The organism is Nocardioides aquaticus (genome assembly GCF_018459925.1).
In the GTDB taxonomy this organism is placed as follows: domain Bacteria; phylum Actinomycetota; class Actinomycetes; order Propionibacteriales; family Nocardioidaceae; genus Nocardioides; species Nocardioides aquaticus.
The window spans coordinates 2,592,006-2,616,035 of sequence record NZ_CP075371.1 but is presented as its reverse complement, the minus strand read 5'-3'; the positions used below and the strand labels follow the sequence as shown (position 1 = coordinate 2,616,035).

Below are 24,030 nucleotides of genomic sequence, written 5' to 3'. Positions count from 1 at the left end.
GCTGTGGACGCCGGGCGGCCTGCGGACCGTCAGCCGAGTCCCGCGCGCACCGTCTCGACGGTGTCGATCTCGCCGACCGGCTTGTCGTCGCGGTAGCGCAGCACGCGGGCGAAGCGGAGGGCGACGCCGCCGGGGTAGCGGGTGGAGCGCTGGACGCCGTCGTAGGCGATCTCCACCACCTGCTCGGGCCGCACCTGCACGGTGTGGCCCGAGCGGCCGGTCTCGAGGCCGAGGAACCGCTCGGTCTGCCAGGCGAGCATCTCGTCGGTCATCCCCTTGAAGGTCTTGCCGAGCATGACCAGCCCGCCCTCGCCGTCGGCGGCCCCGAGGTGCAGGTTCGACAACCAGCCCTCGCGGCGCCCCAAGCCCCACTCGACGGCCAGCACGACCAGGTCGAGCGTGTGCCGGGGCTTGACCTTGACCCACCCGGACCCGCGGCGGCCGGCCTCGTAGGTGGCCCCCAGGTTCTTGACCACCACGCCCTCGTGGCCGGAGGCGACGGCGGCGTCCATGAAGTCCTTGGCGGTGACCGGGTCGTCGGTGACCACCCTGCCCACGCGGTGCCGCTCCGGGACGAGGGACTCCAGGAGGGCGGCCCGCTCGTGGCCGGGCGCGCCGAGCAGGTCGCGGCCGTCGTGGTGGAGCACGTCGAAGAAGTACGGCGTCACCTGCACCCCGGAGGCCTGGGCGGTGCGCGAGGCCGTCTCCTGGAAGGGACGGGGCCGGCCGTCGTCCCCCACGGCCAGCGCCTCGCCGTCCAGCACCAGGCGGGTCGCCGGCAGCGCCCGGACCACCGCGACCACCTCCGGCAGCCGGGCGGTGATGTCGTCGAGGGTGCGGGTGGTGATCAGCACGTCGTCGCCGTCGCGGTGCACCTGGATCCGGATGCCGTCGAGCTTGGTGTCGACCGCGACCTCCCCGCCTCCGGCCTTGGCGAGGGCGGCGGTGACGTCGGGGGCGGTGCCGGCGAGCATCGGCAGGACGGGGCGGCCGACCTCCAGCCCGACACCGGCCAGCGCCTGCTCCCCGGCGAACGCCAGCGCGGCCACGTCCCGGGTGGATCCGGCCAGCATCGCGGCGCGGCGCACGGCGGTCAGCGGCACCTCGGCGGCGACCGCGAGCGCCTCCTGGACCAGCGCGTCCAGGGCACCCTGGCGCACGGCCCCGGTGACCACGCCCTGGAGCCAGGCCTGCTCCTCGGCGGTCGCGCGACCGAACAGCGCCGCGACCGCGTCGGCGCGGGCGGCCTGCGAGCCGGAGCCCGCCAGCGCGGCGAGGTCCTCGAAGGCCCCGTCCACCTCGGTGACGGTCAGCGACGACTCCGCGGCCGGTTCGGGCAGGGCCCCGAGCCCTCGCCAGCCGAGGCCGGTCCGCCGCTGGGTCAGCGTGCCGCCGAGGTAGGCGACGACCGTGGTCAGGTCGGTGCCGCCCTCCGCCTGCGCCCGGGCGAGCACCGGGGCCAGCGCGGCGACCTTGGCCTTGCGCGAGCGGGTGGCCGCCACGGCGGACGACGTGGTGACGACCTCGGTGAGCAGCATGGCCCGAGTCTGGCCGCTGCCGCCGACAGCCGCGCCCACCTGCCCGGGTCGTGTCGGCGCCCTCGGCTAGCGTCGGGACGTGCACGAGGAGACGGGTGGGGCCCGCACGCTGGTCCACCGCTCCGCGACGCCCTGCTCCCTGCGCCAGGTGCTGGGCCTGCACCGGCGGGGCGGCGGCGACCCGACGTACCGGGTGGACGGCGCCGGGCGGCACTGGCGCGGCATCCGTACGCCCGAGGGGCCCGCGACGCTCGCCCTGGAGCCGCGGGCCGGCGGCACCGAGGTGCGTGCCGCGGCCTGGGGGCCGGGCGCCGACTGGGTGCTCGGCTCCGTCCCGGACCTCCTGGGCGCCTCCGACGACTGGTCCGGGTTCGAGCCGCGACACCCGGTCCTGGCCGACGCGCTCCGACGTCACCCGCACCTGCGGCTGGGGCGCACGGGCCTGCTGCTCGAGGCGCTGGTGCCGGCGGTCATCGAGCAGAAGGTGACCGGCCAGGAGGCGTTCGCCGGGTTCCGGATGCTGGTGCGCCGTTTCGGCGAGCCCGCGCCCGGCCCGGGGCCCGCGCTGGACCTGTGGGTGCAGCCGACGCCCGAGCGGCTGCGGGCGGTCCCGTCCTGGGAGTGGCTGCGGATGCACGTGGACCCGGCCCGCTCCCGGGTCGTGGTCACGGCGGCCCGCGTCGCCGACACCCTCGAGCGGCTGGTGGCCCTCGCCCCGAGGAGGCCGAGCGGCGGCTCCGCTCCCTGCCCGGGATCGGGGTGTGGACCAGTGCCGAGGTGCGCCAGCGGACCTTCGGCGACCCCGACGCGGTCTCCTTCGGCGACTACCACGTCGCCAAGGACGTCGGGTGGGCGCTGACCGGGGAGCCGTTCGACGACGACGAGATGCGGGCCTACCTCGAGCCGTGGCGGCCCCAGCGAGGTCGCGTGGTGGCCCTGCTCGCGGCCTCGCGGCTGCACCGGCCGCGGCACGGCGCCCGGATGGCCCCACGCACGCACCTGCCCTCACGGACCACCCGCCCCTAGCCCATTCTGGGCAAGAAGGCCGACGGCGGCCGGGGTGTCGGCCGCCGCTGTTATCGTCGGGGCCGACGTGGGGGCGTGGTGTGAGGCGCACCACCTGACCGGCCACGCTCACCCGACCGCAGCTCCCGCGGTCGGGATCCGGCCGCCTGGGGGACCGACGACATGCAGCGACGACGCACCACCATCGCCACGACCGGCACCGCCGCGGTCCTCGCCACGGCCCTGCTGGGCGCCGCGCCCGGCGCCCCGGCCAGCGCCGCGAAGCCCGACGGTGAGCTCTTCCTCGTGCAGGCCGTGCCCGGCACCGAGATCGCCGTCGAGATCGACGGCCGCCAGGTCGAGCAGGGCGTCGCGACCGGTGACGTGGTCGGCCCGTGGGAGCTGCCCGCCGGCGCGCAGGAGCTCACCCTGAGCAACGACGACTGGAGCATCGACGTCGACGTGCGGGTGGCCTCCGGCGCGGCCACCGACGTCGTCCTCCACCTCCCGGCCGCCCGCGGCGGGGACCCCGTGGTCAGCACCTACGCCGTGCCCGACGCCCCGATCGGCCCCGACAAGGCCCGGGTGGTGCTCGCCCACACCGCGACCGCACCGCCGGCCGACGTGCACGTCGACGGCGAGGCGGTCTTCACCAACATCGCCAACGGCGAGTACGCCGAGGCCGACGTCCCCTCGGGCGGGCACGAGGTGGCGCTGCTGCCCAGCGGCTCCGACCGCGGCGCGTTCCTCGGCCCGATCGACGTCGACCTCCCGGCCGAGACCGTCACCATGGTCTACGCGGTGGGCGCGCCCCAGGACAACTCCATGCGCGCGGTGTCCCACTCCGCGGCCCTCGCCTCCGACGGCAGCGTCGCTCCCAGCCGGATCGAGACCGGGTCCTCGGCCGGCCTCGCCCGCGACCTGCTGACCGCGGTCGTCGGCGGACGCTGACCCGACCGATCCCGCGACCACCCCGCAGCCCGGTGCCCGCCTCGAGGACGCGTCCGTGGACCGTCCTGCACCCGACGGTCCCGGCGGTCCTCCTGGCGCTGGTGGTGGGCGGGTGCGCGCCGGCCGGTGACGGCGGGTCCTCGTCCGACACCGGGGCCGAGGACGCGGCGGCCCGGCCCGACGAGCCCGAGCAGCGTCAGGTGAAGGCCTCGCCGGCCACCCGGGCGGGCTCGGTGACGGCGCGGGTGCCCACGGCCGTACGCCTCCCCGGCACCGACCGGCTCGAGGTGGTGCCGGTCGGCACCCGCGAGGACGGCCTGCTCGACGTGCCCTCCGACGTCGACCTCCTGGGATGGTGGGAGGGCAGCGCCCGGGTCGGCGACCCGTTCGGCTCCGTGCTCCTGGCCGGGCACGTCGACTCCGAGGACGAGGGGCTCGGCCCGTCGGCCCGACTGCTGACGGTCGAGCGGGGTGACGAGGTGGAGGTACGTGCGGGCGGTCGCACCACCTCGTACGCCGTGACGTCGCGCCGGTTCGTGCCGCTCGACGACCTCGGCTCCCACCCCCGGATCCTCTCGGCGGACGGCCCGGCCCGGGTCACCCTGGTCACCTGCGCGCCGCCGTTCCTGCCCGACGAGGGCGGGTACCAGAACCTGGCCGTCGTGACCGCGCTGCCCGGGCGAGGTGCGCAATGAGCGCGTCGGGGGACTCGCGGTCCGGTCCCAGCACCACGGTCGTCGCGGTGGTGGCGCTGGCGCTCGTCGTCGCGCTGGTGGTGCTGCTCCGCGGGCGCGACGACGAGGCCGCGCCGGCCGCGGACGAGCCCGAGCTGGTCGCTGCCGCCCCGCTGTCCGCGCCGGTCCGGCTGCCCGGTCCCGGCGCCTACGTCGACGCCGTCGTCCAGCCGGACGGCTCGGTGGACGTCACGCACTGGCTGCGCCCCGCCGAGGGCGTCGACGAGGTGACGGTCGCGGCCTACCCGACGCTGCAGGTGGACGGCCCGCCGTCGGTCACCGACCTGCAGGTGCAGACCAGCCTGGGGCGGGTGCGGCTGCCCGAGGAGCCGCAGATCGGCACGGACCCGGTGCCGGTGCCGCTGCTGCGCTCCTCGCTGCTGGTCGCGCTCACCTACACCCTCGAGGGCGTCACGAACGCCGAGGGGACCGTGGCGGGCCGGGCCTTCGTGGACGCCGTCTACGCCGACGTCGACTACGTGGGCGAGCAGGGCGCCACCCGCGTGCAGGTCGGGGGCCGGAGGATCGAGTCGCTCGCCTGCCTGCCCGACCCGCGGACCCTGACGGGTCAGGTCGTCTGCGGCGCAGCGCGTGAGGGCGGCTGGGCGGTCAACTTCACCCCGCGCCAGCTCGACGCCAAGGTCGTCGCCCAGGTCGACCTCGGCCGGGCGCAGAGACGGAACCCGGACGCCGGCGTCAGCCTCGACTGAGGGCCGGACCGCCCGGTGCGGTCGGTCTCAGAGCAGGGCGCGCAGCGGGCGCAGGAACGCCTCGGTGAAGCGTCGGTGCAGGTCCCGGGCCTCCCACTCGCCCTGGGTCAGCTCCAGCGAGTGCGACTCGTCGAGGGCGAAGACCTCCTCCAGCGTCTCGGCCAGCCCGGCGTCGATCACCTCGAGGTTGACCTCGTAGTTCCCCGAGAGGCTCAGCCGGTCGATGTTGGCGGTGCCCACGGTGCTCCAGGCCCCGTCGACCGTGGCCGTCTTGGCGTGCACCATGGCCTCCCGGAACCGGAACACCCGGACGCCGGCGTCGAGCAGCTGGGAGAAGTACCCGCGCGAGATCCAGTCGGCCACGATGTGGTTCGACTTCAGGGGCAGCAGGAGGCGGACGTCCACCCCGCGGCGGGCGGCGTTCTTGAGGGCGTCGACGAAGTCCTGGTCGGGCAGGAAGTAGGCCTGGGTGATCCAGATCCGGGTCGAGGCGCGGGCGATCACCTCGAGGTACATGCCGCGGATCGGGAACAGCCACAGCCGCGGGACGTTGCGGTGCACGCGGATCCGGGGCTCCCACGTGGCCGCGGTCTCGAGCAGCAGGGGCCGCTCGCTGTGGCGCAGCCGGCGACGGCGGTGCAGGTTCCAGAAGTCCGCGAACGCACGCTCCAGGTCGTGCACGCCGGGGCCGACCACGCGCACGTGGGTGTCGCGCCACTCTGTCTCGTAGGCCGAGCCGATGTTGTAGCCGCCGACGAAGCCGATGTCGTCGTCGACGACGAGGATCTTGCGGTGGTCGCGGCCGTAGCGCTTGAGGTCGAAGAAGCGCCACCCGGCGGAGTAGACGGGGTAGCGCAGCACCTTCATCGACGCCGGGAAGTGCTTGAAGACGGGGGAGACGACCAGGTTGGCGAAGCCGTCGTAGATGACGTAGACGTCGACCCCGCGGGCCGACGCGTCCGACAGGGCCTGCTTGAACCGCTCGCCGGTGGCGTCGCCCTTCCAGATGTAGGTCTCGAACAGGACCTGGCGGCGGGCGCCCTCGATCGCGGCGATCATGTCGTCGTAGAGGTCGCGCCCGAAGGTGTACGTCGTCACCTCGCTGTCGCCGACGGTCACCGTGCGCGGCGCGGTGGTCGGGAACGGCTGGGGCCGCTTGCCGCGCCGGCGGTAGGAGTCGACCAGCGACATGGTCAGCGCGAGGGCCACCTGCACGCCGAAGACGGTCAGCAGCGTGCGCCGCAGCACGCGTACCGCCCGGCCCGTCAGCCGGACCCTGCTCGACCTCACCGGCCCAACGTAGTCGAGGGGTGTCGGCGCGCGGACGTAGGCTCGACCCATGCGTCCCGTCACCGATCTCGAGCGCCGTGTCGCGCCGTTCCAGGTCGTCTCCGACTACCAGCCCGCCGGTGACCAGCCGGCGGCCATCACCGAGATCACCAAGCGGATCCAGGGCGGCGTCGAGGACGTCGTCCTCCTCGGCGCCACCGGCACCGGCAAGACGGCCACCGTGGCGTGGGTGGCCGAGCAGGTGCAGCGTCCCCTGCTGGTCCTGCAGCCCAACAAGACCCTCGCCGCGCAGTTCGCCAACGAGCTGCGCCAGCTGTTCCCGGACAACGCGGTCGAGTACTTCGTCTCGTACTACGACTACTACCAGCCCGAGGCCTACGTCCCCCAGACCGACACCTACATCGAGAAGGACTCCTCCATCAACGAGGAGGTCGAGCGGCTGCGCCACTCGGCGACCAACTCGCTGCTGACCCGGCGCGACGTGATCGTGGTCTCCACCGTGTCGTGCATCTACGGCCTGGGCACCCCGCAGGAGTACGTCGACCGGATGCTGCGGCTGCGGGTGGGCGAGGAGCGCGACCGCGACTCGATCCTGCGCCAGCTGGTCGAGATCCAGTACACGCGCAACGACATGAGCTTCACCCGCGGCACCTTCCGGGTCCGCGGCGACACCCTCGAGATCTTCCCGGTCTACGAGGAGCACGCGGTGCGGATCGAGTTCTTCGGCGACGAGATCGAGCGGCTGATGAGCCTGCACGCCGTGACCGGCGAGGTGCTCACCGAGGACCAGGAGCTGTACGTCTTCCCGGCCACGCACTACGTCGCCGGGCCGGAGCGGATGGAGCGCGCGGTCGCCGGGATCGAGGCCGAGCTCGAGGAGCAGCTGGCCGTCTTCGAGCGGCAGGGCAAGCTGCTCGAGGCGCAGCGGCTGCGGATGCGCACGACGTACGACATCGAGATGATGCGGCAGGTCGGGTCGTGCGCGGGCATCGAGAACTACTCGATGCACATGGACGGGCGCAGCCGCGGCTCGGCGCCGAACTGCCTGCTGGACTACTTCCCCGAGGACTACCTCCTGGTGGTCGACGAGTCGCACGTCGCGGTCCCGCAGATCGGCGGGATGTACGAGGGCGACATGTCGCGCAAGCGCAACCTGGTCGACCACGGCTTCCGGCTGCCCAGCGCCATGGACAACCGGCCGCTGCGCTGGGAGGAGTTCCTGGAGCGGATCGGGCAGACCATCTACCTCTCGGCCACCCCGGGCGACTACGAGCTCGACAAGGTCCAGGGCGACACCGTCGAGCAGATCATCCGACCGACCGGCCTGATCGACCCCGAGGTCGTGATCAAGCCGACCAAGGGCCAGATCGACGACCTGATCCACGAGATCCGCACCCGCACCGAGAAGGACGAGCGGGTCCTGGTCACGACGCTGACCAAGAAGATGTCGGAGGACCTCACCGACTACCTCCTCGACGCCGGGCTGCGCACCCGCTACCTGCACTCCGAGGTGGACACCCTGCGCCGCATCGAGCTGCTCCGCGAGCTGCGGATGGGCGAGTACGACGTCCTGGTCGGCATCAACCTGCTGCGCGAGGGCCTCGACCTGCCCGAGGTGTCGCTGGTGTCGATCCTGGACGCCGACAAGGAGGGCTTCCTGCGCTCGGACAAGTCGCTGATCCAGACCATCGGTCGCGCGGCTCGCAACGTGTCGGGCCAGGTCCACATGTACGCCGACAAGATCACGCCCTCCATGGAGAAGGCGATCGACGAGACCAACCGGCGTCGCGACAAGCAGATCGCGTACAACACCGAGGCCGGGGTCGACCCGCAGCCGCTGCGCAAGAAGATCGCCGACATCACCGAGATGCTGTCCCGCGAGGGCGAGGACACCGAGGCGCTGCTGGCGACCTGGGCCGGGACCGCCGCGAAGGGCCGCGCCGGTGGGGTCAAGGCGAAGCAGCCGGTGCCGGCGCTGTCGGCCGAGGCGTCGGGACGACAGGCCAAGGACCTCGCCGGCATGCCGAGCGCCGACCTGGCCCAGCTGATCCAGGACCTCACCGAGCAGATGCGGGGCGCGGCCGCCGAGCTGCAGTTCGAGGTCGCCGCGCGGATGCGCGACGAGATCTCGGACCTCAAGAAGGAGCTCCGCCAGATGATGGAGGCGACCAAGTGAGCCGCGGCGACCGAGCGAGCGGGCGGTGAGCGGGCGGACCGTGCCCGCACCCGTCGCCGCACCGCCGCTGCGGGCCGCCCTCGCGGTCTGGACCGTGGGGCTGCTGATCTACCTGCTGGCGGTCTTCCACCGCAGCTCCCTGGCCGTGGCCGGCCTCGACGCCACCGAGCGGTTCGGCATCTCGGCCGCCCAGCTCGCGACGTTCACGATGCTCCAGCTGCTGGTCTACGCCGGCATGCAGATCCCGACCGGTCTCCTGGTGGACCGGTTCGGCCCGCGCCGGGTGCTGCTGTCCGGCGTCCTGCTGCTCTCGGCCGCGCAGGCCGCCTTCGGGCTGGCCGACACCTACGGGCTCGCGCTGCTGGCGCGGTTCTTCGTCGGGATGGGCGACGCCCTCACCTTCGTGTGCGTGCTGCGGCTGGTGGCCAGCTGGTTCTCGCCCCGGCGGATCCCGCTGGTCACGCAGCTCACCGGACCGCTCGGCCAGCTCGGCGCGATCGGTGCCGCGCTGCCGATGACCTGGGCGCTGAGCACCGTCGGGTGGACCACCGCGTACCTCGCGACGGCCTCGTTGGGTCTCGTGCTCGGGGTGGTCGGCCTGGTCGTGCTGCGCGACAGCCCGGCCCAGCGCAGCCTGAGCGGGGCGGCGCTGTCGCTCTCGGCGGTGCGCGCCAGCCTCGCGGCGTCCTGGGCGCACCCGGGCACCCGGCTCGGCTTCTGGGTCCACTTCACCACCCAGTTCAGCTCCACGATGCTGGCGCTGCTGTGGGGCTACCCGTTCCTGGTGCGCGGCGAGGGGCGTACGCCCACCGAGGCCGGCACCCTGCTGACCGTGATGGTGCTGGCCCTTGCCGCGGCCGGTCCGCTGGTCGGCTGGATGGTCGGCCGCCACCCGTGGCACCGCTCGACGCTGGTGATCAGCATCGTGGTGAGCATCGTTGCGGTGTGGACCGTCGTCCTGCTCTGGCCGGGCGAGGCGCCGCTGTGGATGCTGGTGGTGCTGGTCGTCGTGGCCGGCATCGGCGGTCCCGGGTCGATGGTCGGCTTCGACCTCGGCCGCACCTCCAACCCGGCCGACCGGCTCGCCAGCGCCACCGGGATGATCAACGTCGGCGGCTTCCTGGCCAGCCTGCTGCTGGTCGTGGCGATCGGGCTCGTGCTCGACTGGCGCACCCCGGGGCCGAGCACGGCGTACACGCCGGAGGCGTTCCGGTGGGCGATGAGCACCCAGTACGTCCTGTGGGCGGTCGGGCTGACCCAGATCCTGCGCTACCGCGCCAAGGCCCGGCGCGTGATCGACCGCGACGCGCTCTACGCTCACCTGCGCTGACCGGGCGCCCGCCTCGTCGACGTGTGGATCGCACGCACCGGGTGCACGCGATCCACCCATCGACCGCAGCCCTGTCCGGAATCGTCACCTCGAGGCGCCGCGAGCGTCATCTCGGCTGTCCGCAAGCGACATCTCGGCGGTCCGGGGCGGACGATCCGGCCCGGTCAGTCGCTAGCGCGGCGGAGCCAGCGGGCCAGCAGCGGCAGGATCGCCAGGATGACCAGCAGCCGGAGCAGCTGCACGGCCATCACGTAGGTGGCGTCGGCGCCGCTGTCGGCGGCGATCGCCAGCACCGCGAAGAGCCCGCCCGGCGTGGTGGCAGGTAGGCCGTGAGCGGGTCGGCCGGGGTGAGCCAGGTGAGGACCACCCCGAGCCCGGCGGTGCCGACCACGACGACCGCGATCAGCGCCAGCACGGCCGGCAGCATCCGGGCGATGCTGACCAGGCTGGCGCGGGTGAACCGCAGCCCGACCTGGACCCCGATCAGGGCGAAGGCCAGCCACTCCAGCGCGGTCGGCACCGAGACCGGTCCGAGCCAACCGCCGGCCGCGAGCACGGAGGACACCAGCAGCGGCCCCAGCAGGCTCATCGTGCTGACCGGCACCAGCCGGGCCACCAGCAGCCCGAGGACGAGGCTGGTCGCGACGAAGGCGAGGTCGGCGGGGAGGCCGGCGCCGGCCTCCCCGGGCGTGCCGTCGCCGGAGGGCGGGTGGAAGACCAGCGCGGTGACGACGGGCATCGTCAGCAGCACGACCAGGACGCGCAGGTACTGCACGACCGTCACCACCCGGTCGTCCGCCCCGAGGTCCCGCGCGACCGCGACCACGCCGGACGCCCCGCCGGCGACCAGGCTGAACACGCCGGTGGTGGGGGAGACGTCCCGGCGCAGGGCCAGCACCCGGCCCGCGCCGATGCTGAGGGCCAGCGTGCCCACGACGACCAGCACCACCGGGACGGCCTCGGTGCCGAGACGCTGCAGGGTCGCGAGGTCGACGAGCGCGCCGACGGTGATGCCGATCAGGCCCTGCGCCACCACGACGCCCCACCCCGGCAGGGCGAGGGGTGTCGGCGAGGTCAGCGCGTGCGCCATCCCGCCGATCACGGCCGCGAAGAGGACCGGCGAGGGCACCTGCACCGCCGTGAGCGCGGCGCTCAGCACCACGGTGACCGCGAGGACGAGAACGACCGACCGCAGCGGGGAGCGCGGGGTCGTCGACATCGACCACGACCCTAGGCGTGGCGCGGGGGGCCGGTCGGCGCGGGTCCTCAGCGCGGGATGACCGAGAACAGGACCTTCCTCGTCACCATCACCCAGACCAGGCCGATCACGACGGTGTGCACGACCAGCCCCTGCCACCACACGGCCCGGTCCAGGCCCGGCACGTTCGCGACCGCGAGGGCGAAGAAGACGTGGACGATGAAGACGTACAGGCTGGCCTGCCCCAGGGGGATCCACAGCCAGCCGATGACCCGGTCGATCGGCTTCCACATCCGGGTCAGGACGGCGTACGTGACGACCAGCATGAACGCGAGGTCGACCAGCCGGCCGGGCTGCAGGAAGATCCGGGTGTAGGCGTTGGCGTAGAGCCAGGCGTAGGAGGAGTCCGGGAACGGGGTGGGCACCCCGAACCGGTGCCCGAGCCAGATCCAGCCGAGCGAGACCGCGTAGCCGACCACGAACACCGTGCAGCCCAGCACGCCCCAGCGTCCGGTGAGCGCCTTCTGCACCCGCGCCCGGTAGTGGCCGAGCACCAGGCCGTGCGTGAACGCGACCTGCCAGGTGAGCAGCGGGAAGACGAACTCGAACTGCGACGGCAGCCAGTGCACCTCGTTCAGCGCCATGTAGACGAACGCCACCCAGGAGACGGCGAGCAGCAGCCACCACAGCCCGCGGCGGACCAGCCACATCATGGCCGGCAGCAGCAGGCTCAGCACCACGAACAGCCCCATGATGTTGAAGACCCACGGGCCCATCTCGAGCAGCAGCAGCTGCTTCACGGCGTACCACGGCGGCGGGTAGTCGAACAGGCGCGGGAAGTTCGCGTAGAGGTCGTAGACCTGACCCGCGGTCGAGGAGCCGTCCTCGCCGGTGCCGCGGTCGGTGAACGTGGTGATCGCCGCGGTGGTGACGAACGGCAGCACCCCGATGACGTAGACGAGGACGATCACCGCGAGCGAGACCAGGTACTGCTTGCGCGCGCGCTTCCACATCGCGACCGCGGTACGCCGCTCGCCCAGCTTGCGGACGGTCGGCTCGTAGATCATGCCGAGCACGACGCCCGAGAGCAGCACGAACATCTCGGCGCCGGTGATCGCGCCGACGGCGTTGAGGGTGACGTAGGTGTAGGGCCCGGCCACCTCGATGTGGGTGACCACCACGGCCAGGATGATGAAGCCCCGGAACAGGTCCAGGCGGCGGTCACGGGGGTCGTGCTCGTCCGGGTAGCGCCAGGACGGCACGAGCCGCCCGACCACCCCGGCCAGCAGGAACAGCAGCGCACCGAGCACGACGCAGAAGACGATCCAGCCCATCTCGGCGCCGACGTCGGCCGGCTGGCGTCCCTGGGCGGTCGCCTCGGCACCGGTCTCCAGGTCGAGCACCCGGGTGATCGGGCCCAGGGTGACGTCCGAGGCCGCCAGGTCCTCGCCGAGCGCCTCGGCCAGGTCGCCGATCTCGGCGGCCCGCCAGTCGACGGTGGCCCCGCCGACCTCGGCCTCGGCCCGGACCCGCTCGAGCCAGGTGATCCCGGCCACCAGCGGGTGGTCCTCGGCCTCGGCCAGCACCTGCGACCACCACGCCTGCTTGAGCGCGGTCTCGTCCTGCTTCGCGCCGTCGGGGTTGAACAGCGCCCCGGTCTCGACCAGCATCGGCTGGTCCTCGCGTGCGAAGCGCTCGTAGAACGGCTCCCGCACGTCACGGTCCTGCGTCGTGGCGTAGCCCCACTCCTCGTCGAGGCGTTCCGCGTACTCGCCGTCGCGGGGGAGGTCGTTGTCGCCGAACGCGCCGCGCTGACCGAAGTAGTACAACGACAGGCCCACCCAGTCGACGGCCTCGTCCCCGGGGTAGTAGGGGCCGTACGGGTCGTCGGCGTCGGTCAGCGCCCCGTCGCCGTCGGTGTCCAGCGCGGCGGTGTCCGAGGGACCGCTCTTGCCGACGGCGCCGAAGGCGTCACCGAACGGGTAGCCCGAGCCGTACGCCGGCGACCAGACCATCGCGACCTGGTCGGTGGTCGCGTGGACGGCGTCGGCCACGGTCCGGAACGCGTCGGCGTACTTCAGCGGCTGCTGGCCCCAGGTGACCCACGAGCCGTTCATCTCCGGGGCGAAGCGGACCAGGAAGTAGGTGTCGAGCTCGCGGTGCAGCCCGGCGAGCTCGTCGGCCAGGTCCTGGGCGTCCGCCGCCGTCAGGTCGTCGAGCGCGACCTGCGGCTCCAGGTCGACGACGGCGACCGCGCCCTGGGTGGCGGCCTGCTGGACGAACTGGCGCAGGAAGGTGCGGTCGTCTCCCTCCAGCGGGTAGTGGACGCGCTGCCCGTACAGGGAGGGCACCTCGCCGAGGCGGTCGGCGTACTCGTCGGCGCGGTCGTCGGTCCAGTCCAGGCCGGGACCGAACCAGGGCGCCCCGAGCGGCGCCGCGGGCGGCGCGGTCGGGGACGGGTCGCCCTCGGTGTCGACCGCTCCCGCCGGTGCCGCGGCCAGCAGCGGGCCGAGCACGGCGAGCAGCAGGACGACCAGCAGGAGCGCAGGTCCGGTCCGGTCGGTCCCGGCGGTGGTCAGGTGTCGCGGTGGCACCGCAGGTCCCAGTAGTTCCTGCCCTCGACGTGGCGGTACTGCAGGTCGTCCACGGCGGCGAGGGCGAGCGCGAGACCGCGTCCGGACTCCGCGTCCTCGCCCGGCATGATCACCGCGCTCAGGTCCACGCCCGCGGGCTCGCCGTTGTCGGCGAGCAGGGCGGTCAGCTCGGTCGGGGTCGCCGCGAGCGTCAGCCGCAGGCGTCGCTGGCCGGAGGCCTCGTCACCGGAGAAGGCGTGCTCGACGACGTTGGCCAGCACCTCCACGACCGCGGTCTCGAACCGGAAGCGGTCGCGCCCCGACACGTCGGGGTGCTCGCCGAACAGCTTCTCGACGAGGTCCTGCGCGTGGTCGATGGCACCCTCGTGCGCAGCCATCTCGACCTCGAACCGGGTCGACGAACCCTCCTCGGACCCGACCGGGTCCAGGGCCGGGTCAGGCATCGAACGCCCCCTCGACGGTGTCGCGGGCGCGCAGGACGCGGTCCAGGTTGGTCATCTCGAACACGCTGTGCACCGCAGGCGTGGGCCGGGCGACGCGGAGGTCGCCGCCGGCCTGCCGGGCCGACTTGAGCCCGGCGATCAGCGCGCCGAGACCGGAGGAGTCCAGGAAGGTGGTCTCTCCCATGTCCACCACGATCCGTGTGGTGCCGCCGTCGACGAGCTCGGCGAGCAGGTCCTTGAGGCGGCGCGCCGAGACCATGTTGAGCCGTCCCCGCGGTGTGACCACCCCGATCCCCTCGCTGGTGGTGTCGACTCCGAACTCGATCATGAGGCTCCCTGGGTCTGGTCGGTGTGCTGGTGGACGATCCGGGCGACCTGCTCGGCCCGGTCGGGTGCGTCGCAGCTGCCGCGCGGCGGGGTCGGCAGGCCGTGGACGGCCGGGTCGAACCCGCGGTAGCGCACGGCGCTGATGATCACGGAGAAGATGAGGAGGTCGAAGGCGACCCAGAACAGGTTGATGCCGGTGGCCAGCGGTTCGGCCTGGCCCACGGCGAGCCGGACGACGCCGACCACCGCGCCGCCCAGCAGGATCGCCATCGCCCAGAGCTGGGGCTTCACCAGGTGCCACGGAAGGGACTCCTGGGCCTGCTTGGTCTTCGGGGTGACCGCGAAGTCCAGGGACCGGCCCAACCACACGTTGCCGACCGCGGAGGTCACCGAGCGGATCCACACCGGGAAGAGCGCCAACGAGTACTGCTGGCCGCGCCAGGTGGGCCGCCCGTTGGCGACCACCGTGAACAGCAGCTGGTTGAAGACCAGGAACGGGATCAGCCGCCAGAAGAAGTCGGCGCTGAAGGCCTGCACCGGCAGCACCCCGAAGGCCAGGTAGAGCACCGGCGCGCCGATGTAGACCAGGGCCGCGAACCCGGCGAGGTAGCTCCACATCGTGCCGAAGTACATGAGCCGCTGGGCCAGGTTGAGGCCGCGCTGGGTCAGCGGGTTCTCCCGCAGCATCACCTGGATCGTCCCCTGCGCCCACCGCAGCCGCTGCGTGAGCATGGTCTGCAGGTCCTCGGGGGCGAGCCCGACGGCGAGCACCTCGTCGTGGTACGCCGTGTGCCAGCCGAGGCCGTGCAGCCGCATGCAGGTCGCCATGTCCTCGGTGACCGAGATCGTGGCCATCGGCATGATCGCCTGCGCCTCGTCGCCGCGGTCGACGTCGACCGCGCGGACCAGGGCCTCGACGGTGTCGACGGCGCCGAGCGGGGAGAAGTCGCGCTGCGACATCCGGCGCAGGGCGTCCTCGTCGACCGTCGCCAGGTCGAGGTCGGGGTCGGCGGCGATGCCCTCGAGCTCGGCGATCACGGCGAGGTCGGCCTGGAGCGCCACCAGGTCGGCGGAGACCAGGCGGCGCCGGATCACCGCCACCCGCTCCTGGAAGCGGTAGGTGACGTCGAACAGGGCCTCGCCCCGCCCGAGGCGGCGGCGGGCCTTGCCCACCTCGTACTCGATGGCCTCGAGCGCGTCTCGGACCACGGCGTCGTCCTCGTCGAGGCCGCGCAGGGCGCTGCGGACGACGGTGCGCGCGGTGCGCAGGGCGCGGTGCACGCCGACCTCGACCTCGCCGACGTAGCGGCTGACGCCGAGCAGCATCAGCGCCTCGCGGCGGATGACGGCGTTCGAGCCGCAGAAGAACGCGGAGTTCCACCCGTCCTTGCTCTGCTGGATCGGACCGTAGAACAGCGGGGCCTGGCTGCCGAGCGGGTCGTGGTCCGGGACGTTCTCGAACCACTGCGGCGTCTGCACCAACGCCATCTTCTCGTCGTCGAAGTAGCCGAGGGTGCGGTCCAGGATGTCGGGGGAGGGGACCTGGTCGGCGTCGAGGATGAGCAGGAACTCGCCCTCGGTGGCGAGCAGCGCGTTGTTGAGGTTGCCGGCCTTGGCGTGCCGGGCGTGCCCGGCCCAGTCCGCGCTGCGGGTGATCCACCCGATGTCGAGACGCTGCGCGAGGTCGCGCATCTCCTCGCGGCTGCCGTCGTCCAGGATCCAGGTCCGGTGCGGGTAGGTGATGGCGCGCGCGGCCACCGCGGTGCGCTCGACGAGCTCCAGCGGCTCGTTGTAGGTGGTGATGAAGACGTCGACGGTGAGGTCCTCCGGCGCCTCGGGGGCTGACCGCGCTCGCGCAGGCGGGACATCCCGAACCCGAAGAGCAGCGAGTCGACGAGGCTGTAGGTCTCGGCCAGCACCAGCGGGACCGCGATCCACCAGTAAGACCAGTTGACCGAGAACAGCCACCGCCAGGTGACGTAGTTGACCCCCAGGAGGGCGGTGACCAGGACGATGGTGCGGATCAGCAGCAGCCGGCGGCTCATGCCCCACCATCGAGGCGGACGGGGCGGGGCCCGTGGAACCGGGGGGTGCGGAAGACGCCGACCGCGGTGACGTCGTCCAGCGGCGTGCGACGCCTGGCCAGCAGGCCCACCGAACCGAGCAGGTCGCTGACGTCCTCGGCCTCGCGCACCATCGCCTCGACCGGCTCCCACCAGGTCATCGGGTCCTCGAGCAGGTCGAGCAGGCCGTCGCTGAACAGGACCAGGCGGTCGCCGGGGTGGAGGTCGAGCTCGTGCTCGGTCCAGTGGTCGTCGGGCAGCACCCCGATCGGCCGGTCGAGGCTCGACAGGCGGGTGCAGGTGCCGTCGTGGTGCACGACCAGTCCGAGCCCGGCGCCGCCGTCGACGTAGCGGGCCGTGCCGTCGTCGAGGTCGACCGCGGCCTGGACCAGGGTCACGAAGGACTCCGCGCGCTCGAGGTCGGTGTTCACCGAGCGGGCCACCTGGGTGGTGGTCACCCCGAGGTCGACGCCGGCGACGACGGCGGGGGTGGTGCCGCGCAGCGCCGCGCGGATACCGGCGCCGACCAGGGCGGCGCCGGTGCCCTTGCCCATCACGTCGCCGAGCATCACGTGCAGCACGTCGTCGGTGACGGTGTAGTCGTAGAAGTCGCCGCCGACGGCGAGGGCGGGCAGGCACATCCCGGCCACCTCCCACTCCTCGGTGGAGACCGGCAGCACCGGCAGCATCGAGGTCTGCACCTGGCGCGCCTGGCGCATCTCGCTCGAGGCGGTCAGCTCCTGCTCGGCCCACCGGGCGAGGTCGGTGAGGGTGTCGAGGTCGTCGGCGTCGAGGCGGCGCGGCTTGGTGTCCGAGATGCAGAGGCTGCCCAGGACGTGGCCCATGGAGTCGCGCAGCGGCACGCCCGCGTAGGAGACCAGCATGCCGGCCTCGACCATGGGCAGGTCCGCGAAGCGGGGGTCCTGCCGGGCGTCCTCGACGACCAGGGTGTCGCCCAGGCCCTGGGTGGTGTCGCACAGGGTCTCGTCGCGCGGTGCGGAGGAGGGGGTGCCCGGGGGAAGCCGGCGGCGCTGGGCCACCAGGCCCGGTCGCGGTCCAGCACGGTGATGTAGGCCATCGGCATCGACAGCGACCGGCAGGCCAGCCGGGTGATCCGGTCGAACCGCTCCTGCTGGCCCGAGTCCTCGAGCGCGAGGCTGTCGAGGGCGCGCTGACGCTGGTCCTCGACCGCGCGCAGCGCGCGGGCCGAGGGCGTCACCAGCGGGTGGACCGTGGCCTGCTGGCCGGGCGGCGTGGGCTGCTGGTGGGCGTCGTGGGGGAGGGACTGGGGGGCACCAGGCATGGGGGGAGTCCTGTCCGGGGAGCACGGGGGGCGGGATGACCGGGCCCCCCGACCGGTCCACGTCAGTCTCACCGACGAGGTGGGTCGCGGCAACCGGAACGGGCGAACTCGTCCGGTCTTCCGAGGAGCGGCCCCCGGGCGCCGCGTTGTGCTTGGATCGGGATGCCATGACCTCCCCGTCGCGCCCCGTCAGCGACGACGACCGCGCCGGGCGCACGGCGTCGCCGGCCCCGCGCCGCGCGCTCGTGGTCGACGACCAGGCCGACCAGCGCGAGCTGATGAGCACGACCCTCACCCGCGCCGGTCTCGCGGTCGAGACAGCGGCCAGCGGCGAGGAGGCGGTCGAGATGGTGCACCTGGGCGACCCCGACCTGGTCACGCTCGACGTGTCGATGCCGGGCATCGACGGGATCGAGACCTGTCGTCGGATCCGCGACGTCAGTGACGCGTACGTGATCATGGTGACCAGCCGGGACGCCGAGCTGGACCGGCTGCTCGGCCTCGAGGTCGGGGCCGACGACTACCTGGTCAAGCCCTGCTCGCCACGCGAGCTGGTCGCGCGGGCCTCGGCCCTGCTGCGGCGTCCGCGCCAGGGCGTCGCCCGCTCGGTCACCGCGCCGGAGGCCGTGACCCGCGCCGCGGCGGGAGCGCCGGCCCCGGCGCCGGTCCCGTACCCCGTCCGGCTCCCCCCGGGCCCGGGCCCGGGCCCCGCCCCGGTCGCCGGGGTCCTGGACGCCGGGGGCGGCCTGCTGCTGCACCCGGTACGCCACGTGGCGCTGCTCGAGGGCGAGCCGCTCCCGCTGACGCCCTCGGAGGTGGACCTGCTCGCCGCCCTGCTGCAGCCTCCGCTGCGGACGTGGTGGCGCACCGAGCTCGTGCGCGAGGTGTGGCAGGGCGACTTCATGGAGTCCGACTTCCTGGTCGACGTGCACGTCGCGTCGCTGCGACGCAAGCTGAGGCGCGCCGCCCCCGGACGCGACTGGATCCGCACCGTGGACGGCTCCGGCTACCGGTACACGCCGGGCACCTGACGCCGACCGGGCCGCGCGCCGAGCCCGGCCGGGCTGGACGCAGGTCCCGGTTACCGGCCGGTTAGGCTGCCCCCCGTGCGGATCGCGATGCTGTCGTACCGCAGCAAGCCCCACTGCGGGGGTCAGGGCGTCTACGTGCGACACCTCAGCCGCGAGCTGGTCCGGCTGGGCCACCAGGTCGAGGTCTTCTCGGGCCAGCCCTACCCCGAGCTCGACGAGGGCGTGCTGCTCACCGAGGTGCCGAGCCTGGACCTGTACCGCGAGCCCGACCCGTTCCGGGTGCCGCACCCGCGCGAGATGCGCGACCTCGTCGACGTCGAGGAGGTCGCCACCATGCTCACCGGCGGGTTCCCCGAGCCCAAGACCTTCTCCACCCGCGTCGCCCGCCTGCTGCGCGAGCGCGCCGGCGACTTCGACGTCGCCCACGACAACCAGGTGCTCGGCTACGGCATGCTCGAGGTCGAGGCCGACGGGCTCCCGCTGGTCACCACGATCCACCACCCGATCACCCTCGACCGTCGGATCGAGCTGGCGGCGGCGCCGACCCTGCGCCGTCGGCTCTCGCTGCGCCGCTGGTACGGGTTCCTCGGGATGCAGGCCCGCGTGGCGCGGGCCGCGACCACCGTGGTGGTGCCCTCCGGGGCGTCACGGGACGACGTGGTCGCCGAGTTCGGGGTCGACCCCGCACGGGTCCGGGTGTCCTGGCTGGGCGTGGACGACGCGTTCGTGCCGCCGACCGCGCCGCGGGTGCCGGGGCGGGTGCTGGCGATGGCCAGCGCCGACGCCCCGCTCAAGGGCGTCCCGGTCCTGCTGGAGGCCTTCGCCAAGCTGCGCACCGAGCGCGACGTCGAGCTCGTGCTGGTCACGCGGCCCGGGGGGCGTACCTCCGAGCTCGTCGAGCGGCTCGGCCTGGGCGAGTCCGTCCGCTTCGTGCACGACCTGTCCGAGCCCGACCTGGTCGCGCTGATGGGCTCCGCCGAGGTCGCCTGCGTCCCGTCCCTGCACGAGGGCTTCTCGCTGCCCACGGTCGAGCTGATGGCCTGCGCCACCCCGCTGGTGGTCTCGCGCGCCGGTGCGATCCCCGAGGTGGTCGGCACCGACGGCGAGTGCGCCGACCTCGTCCCCCCGGTGACGTGGAGGCCCTGCGCGCCGCTCTCGCCGCGCTCCTCGACGACCCGGACCGCCGCGCGGCGATGGGTCGCGCCGGGCGCCGCCGGGTCGAGGAGCACTTCAGCTGGCGCGCCGCCGCCGCCTCCCTCGCCGAGGTCCTGGCCGGGGCCGTCGCCGCCGGCCCGCAGCCCACCGCCGTACGCCGCCGCTCCCTGCCCCGTTCCCGCTCCAGGAGGACCACCCGTGCTCACCGTTGACTTCGACCGGCTCGGGCTGCGCCCGCGCGACCGCGTGCTCGACATGGGGTGCGGCGCCGGCCGGCACGCCTTCGAGATGTACCGCCGCGGGGCCGACGTCGTGGCCTTCGACCAGGACGCCGACGAGCTCGCCGGCGTCGGTGACCTCTTCGCCGCGATGCGCGCCGAGGGCGAGGTGCCCGCGGGCGCCGAGGCCGACACCAAGGAGGGCGACGCGCTCGCGCTGCCCTTCGCCGACGGCGAGTTCGACCGCGTGGTGGCCGCCGAGGTGCTCGAGCACGTGCCCGACGACCTCGGTGCCATCGCCGAGCTGGTCCGGGTCCTGCGCCCGGGCGGCACGATGGCGGTGTCCGTGCCGCGGTGGCTGCCGGAGATGGTCTGCTGGAAGCTGTCGAAGGAGTACCACGACAACCCCGGCGGCCACATCCGGATCTACTCCGACGCCGAGCTGGTCGGCAAGCTCGAGAACGCCGGGATGCAGCACGCCGGCACCGGGTACGCCCACGGGCTGCACACGCCGTACTGGTGGTTGAAGTGCGCCGTCGGGGTCCGTCAGGACGACCACCCCGTCCCGGCGACCTACCACAAGCTGCTGGTCTGGGAGATCATGAAGCAGCCCCGGGTGCTGCGCTGGGCCGGCGCGGTGCTCGACCCGCTGATCGGCAAGAGCCTGGTGCTCTACCTCACCAAGCCGGACGCGGCGGATCCGGCGGCCGCGTGACGGCGCGGCACGACCTGCCGTTCGTCGCCGGCGTCCTGGGGCCCGAGCAGGTCGCGGCCACGGCGGCCGCAGTGGCCTCGGTGCAGGAGCCCGACGGCGCGATCCCGTGGAGCGTCGGGGCCCACACCGACACCTGGAACCACGTCGAGTCGGCGATGGGCCTCCTGGTCGGGGGCGAGGTCGCGGCGGCCGAGCGGGCGTACGCCTGGGTCCCGCCGCAGCAGCGCGCCGACGGCTCCTTCCCCTGGAAGGTGGTCGCCGGTGTCGTCGAGGACGACCGCGGCGAGGCGAACATGGCCGCCTACGTCGCGGTCGGCGTCTGGCACCACTGGCTCGTCCGCCGGGACCGCCGCTTCGTCGAGGCGATGTGGCCGGTCGTGCGGTCCGCGCTGGACTGGGTGGTCTCGCGGCAGCTTCCGTTCGGCGGCATCGCGTGGTGCCAGTTCTGGGTCGACGGCGTCCCGGTGACCGGTGACGAGGACGTCACCGACGCCCTGCTCGCCGGCTCCTCCAGCATCTACCAGTCGCTGCGCGCGGGCGTCGCGATCGCCGAGCTGCTGGGCGACCCGCAGCCCGACTGGGAGCTGGCCGGCGGCCGGCTCGGCCACGCCGTGCGCGAGCACCGGGACCTCTTCCTGGACAAGAGCACCTTCTCGATGGACTGGTACTACCCGGTCCTCGGCGGCGCCGTGCGCGGCGCGGCCGCCCGTGCGCTGCTGGACGAGCGCTGGGACGACTTCGTGGTGCCCGGGCTCGGCATCCACTGCGTCGACACGAACCCCTGGGTGACCGGGGCCGAGACCTGCGAGCTGGTGATGGCCCTCGACGCCGAGGGCGACCACGAGCGGGCCCGGGCGCTGCTGGTCGACATGCAGCACCTGCGGCACGAGTCGGGCGCCTACTTCACCGGCTGGGTCTACGGCGACGACGTCTACTGGCCGCGCGAGCTCACCGCGTGGACCGGCGCCGCGGTGATCCTGGCGGTGGACGCGCTGGGGGAGACCTACGGGCACTCGACGCCGGGGTCGGGCATCATGCGCGGGACCTCGCTGGCCCCCGACTTCGCCGAGCTGCTGCTCGAGTGCGGCTGCCACGACGTTCCCGCGGGGCACGAGCGCCGGGCACCCGGGACGGCCTAGTGTCGGCGGCGTGACCCTGCCCCGGCTCGACGACCAGGAGCAGCGCGTCCTCGGCGCGCTGCTGGAGAAGCAGCGCACCGTCCCGGCGTCCTACCCGCTGTCGGGGCAGGCGCTGCGGAGCGCCTGCAACCAGACCAGCAGCCGCGAGCCCGTCGTCGACTACGACGACGCGACGGTGGAGCAGGTCGCCCGGCGGCTCAAGGACCACGAGCTGGTGCGGATCGTCTGGTCGGAGAAGGGCCGTCGCACCCTGCGCTACCACCAGCGCCTGACGGAGGCGCTCGACCTCGGTGACGACGAGGCCGCTGTCGTGACGTTGCTGCTGCTGCGCGGTGCGCAGGCACCCGGGGAGCTGCGGACCCGGTCCGAGCGGCTGCACGCCTTCGCCGACCGGCGTGACGTCGAGGAGGTGCTGGCCCGGCTGGCCTCCCGCGACGAACCCGTGGTCCGCGAGCTGGAGCGACGCCCCGGCCAGCGGGAGCGTCGCTGGGTGCACCTGCTGGGCCCGGTCGACGACGGTGCCGGTGGTGGTGTCGGTGCTGGTGCGGGTGGTGCCGGTGCGGGGGCGGTCGCGGAGGTGGCGCTGCCGGAGGGCGGGCCGGAGGCGCGTGACGCGCGGGTGCGGACGTCGTACGACGCGGTGGCCGCCGCTTACGCCGACGCCCTGACCGACGAGCTCGACGGGCTGGTCCTCGAGCGGTGGCTGCTGGACCGGGTCGCCGCGCACGCCGTGGCGGACGGCGGTCCCGTGGTCGAGGTCGGCTGCGGTCCCGGCCACGTGACGGCGTACCTCGCCGCGGCCGGCGCCCAGGCTCACGGCCTCGACCTGTCACCGGGCATGGTCGATCAGGCCCGGGCGCGGTTCCCGGACGCCGAGTTCCAGGTCGGCGACCTCCGGCGGCTGGTCCGGCCCCGCGACCACGACGGCTGGGCGGCCGTCCTGGCGTGGTACTCGCTGGTGCACTCGGTGCCGGCCGAGCTGCCCGAGGCGTTCGCCGCCCTGGTCCGCCCGCTGCGACCCGGCGGCCTGCTGGTGGTCGCACTGCACGCCGGCTCCGGACTGGAGCACGCCGGGACGTGGTTCGACGCCGACGTCGACCTGGACTTCGTCCGCCACGACCCCGCCTCGGTCGCGGCCCTGCTCGCCGACGCCGGTCTGGTCGACGTCGAGTGGTACCACCGCGGCCCGGTGACCGCCCGAGGGGAGCAGCGCGAGCGCGTCTACCTCCTCGCCCGCCGAGATGACGCTCCCGGACAGCCGAGATGACGCTCGCGGACAGCCGAGATGACGCTCGCGGACAGCCGAGACGACGCTCGCGGGCACGCCCGGTGGTCGAGGAGCGAGCGGAGCAAGCGTCTCGAGACCGACAGGCTCAGCGCACCGGGTCGCCGGCGTCGCCGCGGTCACGCCGCAGCACCCGCACCGATCCCAGGGCGTCGACCTCGGTGAAGTCGCCGCTGTCCAGGGCACGCAGGTAGACCTCGTACGGCGGCCGCCCGCCGTCCGCCGGGTCCGGGAACACGTCGTGCACGACGAGCAGCCCGCCGGTCTGCAGCCACCGTGCCCACCCGGCGTAGTCGGCGTGGGCGTGCTCGGCGGCGTGCCCGCCGTCGACGAAGACCATCGCCAGCGGCGTCGCCCACCAGCGCGACACCGTCGTGCTGCGACCGACGACGGCGACGACGCGGTCCTCGAGGCCGGCGTCGTGCAGTGTGCGACGGAAGAGCGGGAGGGTGTCCATCAGCCCGGTGCGGGGGTCGACCAGCGAGGTGTCGTGGTGCTCCCAGCCGGCCTGGTTCTCCTCCGACCCGCGGTGGTGGTCGACGGTGAAGACGCACGCGTCCCCACCCACCTCGCGGGCGGCGGCGCCGAGGTAGATCGCCGACTTGCCGCCGTACGTCCCGATCTCCAGCACCGGCCCGTGCGGCAGGCGGGCCAGCGCGGTGCTGTGCAGCAGCAGGCCCTCGTCCTCGGGCATGAACCCGGTCGCGGCGCGGGCGTGGGCGAGCAGGTCCTCGGGCATCTCCGGCACGCGGGGGAGCCTAGGCGGCGGGGGGCGGGTGAGCTGTGGGTGGCCGCTGCACGTGCCGTCCGGCCACGCTGTGAGCC

At 73.7% G+C, this 24,030-nt stretch carries 19 protein-coding genes and 1 pseudogene; 11 read left to right on the top strand and 9 right to left on the bottom strand.

The annotated features are described in order from the left end of the window. Positions 1 to 29 precede the first annotated feature (29 nt). The gene (locus ENKNEFLB_RS12725; protein ID WP_214055765.1) at positions 30 to 1,538 is read right to left on the bottom strand and encodes an ATP-dependent DNA ligase; all 1,509 of its coding nucleotides are present in this window, start codon (positions 1,536 to 1,538) and stop codon (positions 30 to 32) included. 79 nt (positions 1,539 to 1,617) lie between these two features. On the opposite strand from ENKNEFLB_RS12725, the gene ENKNEFLB_RS12720 reads away from it, so the two are divergent. From ENKNEFLB_RS12720 to ENKNEFLB_RS12705, 5 genes are all read left to right on the top strand, one after another. Then, positions 1,618 to 2,397 (top strand): DNA-3-methyladenine glycosylase family protein, encoded by a 780-nt coding sequence (locus ENKNEFLB_RS12720; RefSeq protein ID WP_246535519.1) that lies wholly within the window; start codon positions 1,618 to 1,620, stop codon positions 2,395 to 2,397. Beyond that, positions 2,316 to 2,564, top strand: a complete 249-nt coding sequence (locus ENKNEFLB_RS22600; RefSeq protein WP_246535518.1) for a DNA glycosylase family protein — start codon at positions 2,316 to 2,318, stop codon at positions 2,562 to 2,564. The genes ENKNEFLB_RS12720 and ENKNEFLB_RS22600 overlap by 82 nt, the downstream gene beginning before the upstream one ends. A gap of 162 nt (positions 2,565 to 2,726) precedes the next feature. Next, positions 2,727 to 3,494, top strand: a complete 768-nt coding sequence (locus ENKNEFLB_RS12715) for a DUF4397 domain-containing protein (protein WP_214055764.1) — start codon at positions 2,727 to 2,729, stop codon at positions 3,492 to 3,494. Between the two features lie 32 nt (positions 3,495 to 3,526). After that, entirely contained in the window at positions 3,527 to 4,189 is a 663-nt protein-coding gene (locus ENKNEFLB_RS12710; RefSeq protein WP_214055763.1) for a class F sortase, read from the top strand. Further along, positions 4,186 to 4,938 carry a hypothetical protein gene (locus ENKNEFLB_RS12705; protein WP_214055762.1) on the top strand — a complete coding sequence of 251 codons (753 nt, stop codon included), beginning with the start codon at positions 4,186 to 4,188 and terminating at the stop codon, positions 4,936 to 4,938. The genes ENKNEFLB_RS12710 and ENKNEFLB_RS12705 overlap by 4 nt, the downstream gene beginning before the upstream one ends. Positions 4,939 to 4,965: 27 nt before the next feature. On the opposite strand, the gene ENKNEFLB_RS12700 is transcribed toward ENKNEFLB_RS12705, so the two are convergent. Beyond that, positions 4,966 to 6,228, bottom strand: coding sequence for a phospholipase D-like domain-containing protein (locus ENKNEFLB_RS12700; RefSeq protein ID WP_246535517.1), 1,263 nt, complete (start codon positions 6,226 to 6,228; stop codon positions 4,966 to 4,968). Positions 6,229 to 6,277: 49 nt separating this feature from the next. Between ENKNEFLB_RS12700 and uvrB the strand changes: the two genes are divergently transcribed. Together uvrB and ENKNEFLB_RS12690 are read left to right on the top strand one after the other, a co-directional pair. After that, positions 6,278 to 8,404, top strand: a complete 2,127-nt coding sequence (gene uvrB, locus ENKNEFLB_RS12695) for an excinuclease ABC subunit UvrB (RefSeq protein ID WP_214055760.1) — start codon at positions 6,278 to 6,280, stop codon at positions 8,402 to 8,404. 40 nt (positions 8,405 to 8,444) lie between these two features. Next, positions 8,445 to 9,734, top strand: coding sequence for an MFS transporter (locus ENKNEFLB_RS12690; RefSeq protein ID WP_246535516.1), 1,290 nt, complete (start codon positions 8,445 to 8,447; stop codon positions 9,732 to 9,734). Positions 9,735 to 9,898: 164 nt separating this feature from the next. Here ENKNEFLB_RS12690 and ENKNEFLB_RS12680 read toward each other — a convergent pair. The 6 genes and pseudogenes from ENKNEFLB_RS12680 to ENKNEFLB_RS12655 form a co-directional block, all read right to left on the bottom strand. Continuing rightward, positions 9,899 to 10,953: pseudogene (locus ENKNEFLB_RS12680) on the bottom strand (AbrB family transcriptional regulator). A 47-nt stretch (positions 10,954 to 11,000) separates the two neighbouring features. Beyond that, positions 11,001 to 13,526 (bottom strand): OpgC domain-containing protein, encoded by a 2,526-nt coding sequence (opgC, locus tag ENKNEFLB_RS12675; RefSeq protein ID WP_214055757.1) that lies wholly within the window; start codon positions 13,524 to 13,526, stop codon positions 11,001 to 11,003. Then, entirely contained in the window at positions 13,508 to 13,969 is a 462-nt protein-coding gene (locus ENKNEFLB_RS12670) for an ATP-binding protein (RefSeq protein ID WP_214055756.1), read from the bottom strand. Before ENKNEFLB_RS12670 ends, opgC begins: the two co-directional genes overlap by 19 nt. Beyond that, complete coding sequence (locus tag ENKNEFLB_RS12665) at positions 13,962 to 14,297, bottom strand: STAS domain-containing protein (RefSeq protein WP_214055755.1); 336 nt, start codon at positions 14,295 to 14,297, stop codon at positions 13,962 to 13,964. The genes ENKNEFLB_RS12670 and ENKNEFLB_RS12665 overlap by 8 nt, the downstream gene beginning before the upstream one ends. Next, on the bottom strand, positions 14,294 to 16,054 hold the full coding sequence (locus tag ENKNEFLB_RS12660) for a glycosyltransferase family 2 protein (protein WP_246535515.1): 1,761 nt from the start codon (positions 16,052 to 16,054) through the stop codon (positions 14,294 to 14,296). Before ENKNEFLB_RS12660 ends, ENKNEFLB_RS12665 begins: the two co-directional genes overlap by 4 nt. A gap of 283 nt (positions 16,055 to 16,337) precedes the next feature. Next, positions 16,338 to 17,831 (bottom strand): PP2C family protein-serine/threonine phosphatase, encoded by a 1,494-nt coding sequence (locus ENKNEFLB_RS12655; protein WP_275955892.1) that lies wholly within the window; start codon positions 17,829 to 17,831, stop codon positions 16,338 to 16,340. On the opposite strand from ENKNEFLB_RS12655, the gene ENKNEFLB_RS12650 reads away from it, so the two are divergent. The 4 genes from ENKNEFLB_RS12650 to ENKNEFLB_RS12630 all read left to right on the top strand — a co-directional run bounded on the left by ENKNEFLB_RS12650 (position 17,830) and on the right by ENKNEFLB_RS12630 (position 23,187). Beyond that, the gene (locus tag ENKNEFLB_RS12650) at positions 17,830 to 18,693 is read left to right on the top strand and encodes a response regulator transcription factor (RefSeq protein ID WP_214055752.1); all 864 of its coding nucleotides are present in this window, start codon (positions 17,830 to 17,832) and stop codon (positions 18,691 to 18,693) included. The genes ENKNEFLB_RS12655 and ENKNEFLB_RS12650 overlap by 2 nt on opposite strands. A gap of 75 nt (positions 18,694 to 18,768) precedes the next feature. Further along, a complete protein-coding gene (locus ENKNEFLB_RS23195) occupies positions 18,769 to 20,781 on the top strand; it encodes a glycosyltransferase (RefSeq protein WP_420830502.1) in 2,013 nt (670 codons plus the stop codon). Further along, positions 20,778 to 21,920, top strand: coding sequence for a glucosidase family protein (locus ENKNEFLB_RS12635; protein WP_214055750.1), 1,143 nt, complete (start codon positions 20,778 to 20,780; stop codon positions 21,918 to 21,920). Before ENKNEFLB_RS23195 ends, ENKNEFLB_RS12635 begins: the two co-directional genes overlap by 4 nt. 10 nt (positions 21,921 to 21,930) lie before the next feature. Further along, positions 21,931 to 23,187 (top strand): DUF480 domain-containing protein, encoded by a 1,257-nt coding sequence (locus ENKNEFLB_RS12630; protein ID WP_214055749.1) that lies wholly within the window; start codon positions 21,931 to 21,933, stop codon positions 23,185 to 23,187. 106 nt (positions 23,188 to 23,293) lie between these two features. Here the strand turns inward: ENKNEFLB_RS12630 and ENKNEFLB_RS12625 are convergent, their stop codons facing one another. Beyond that, positions 23,294 to 23,944 (bottom strand): class I SAM-dependent methyltransferase, encoded by a 651-nt coding sequence (locus tag ENKNEFLB_RS12625; protein WP_214059459.1) that lies wholly within the window; start codon positions 23,942 to 23,944, stop codon positions 23,294 to 23,296. Positions 23,945 to 24,030 lie beyond the last annotated feature (86 nt).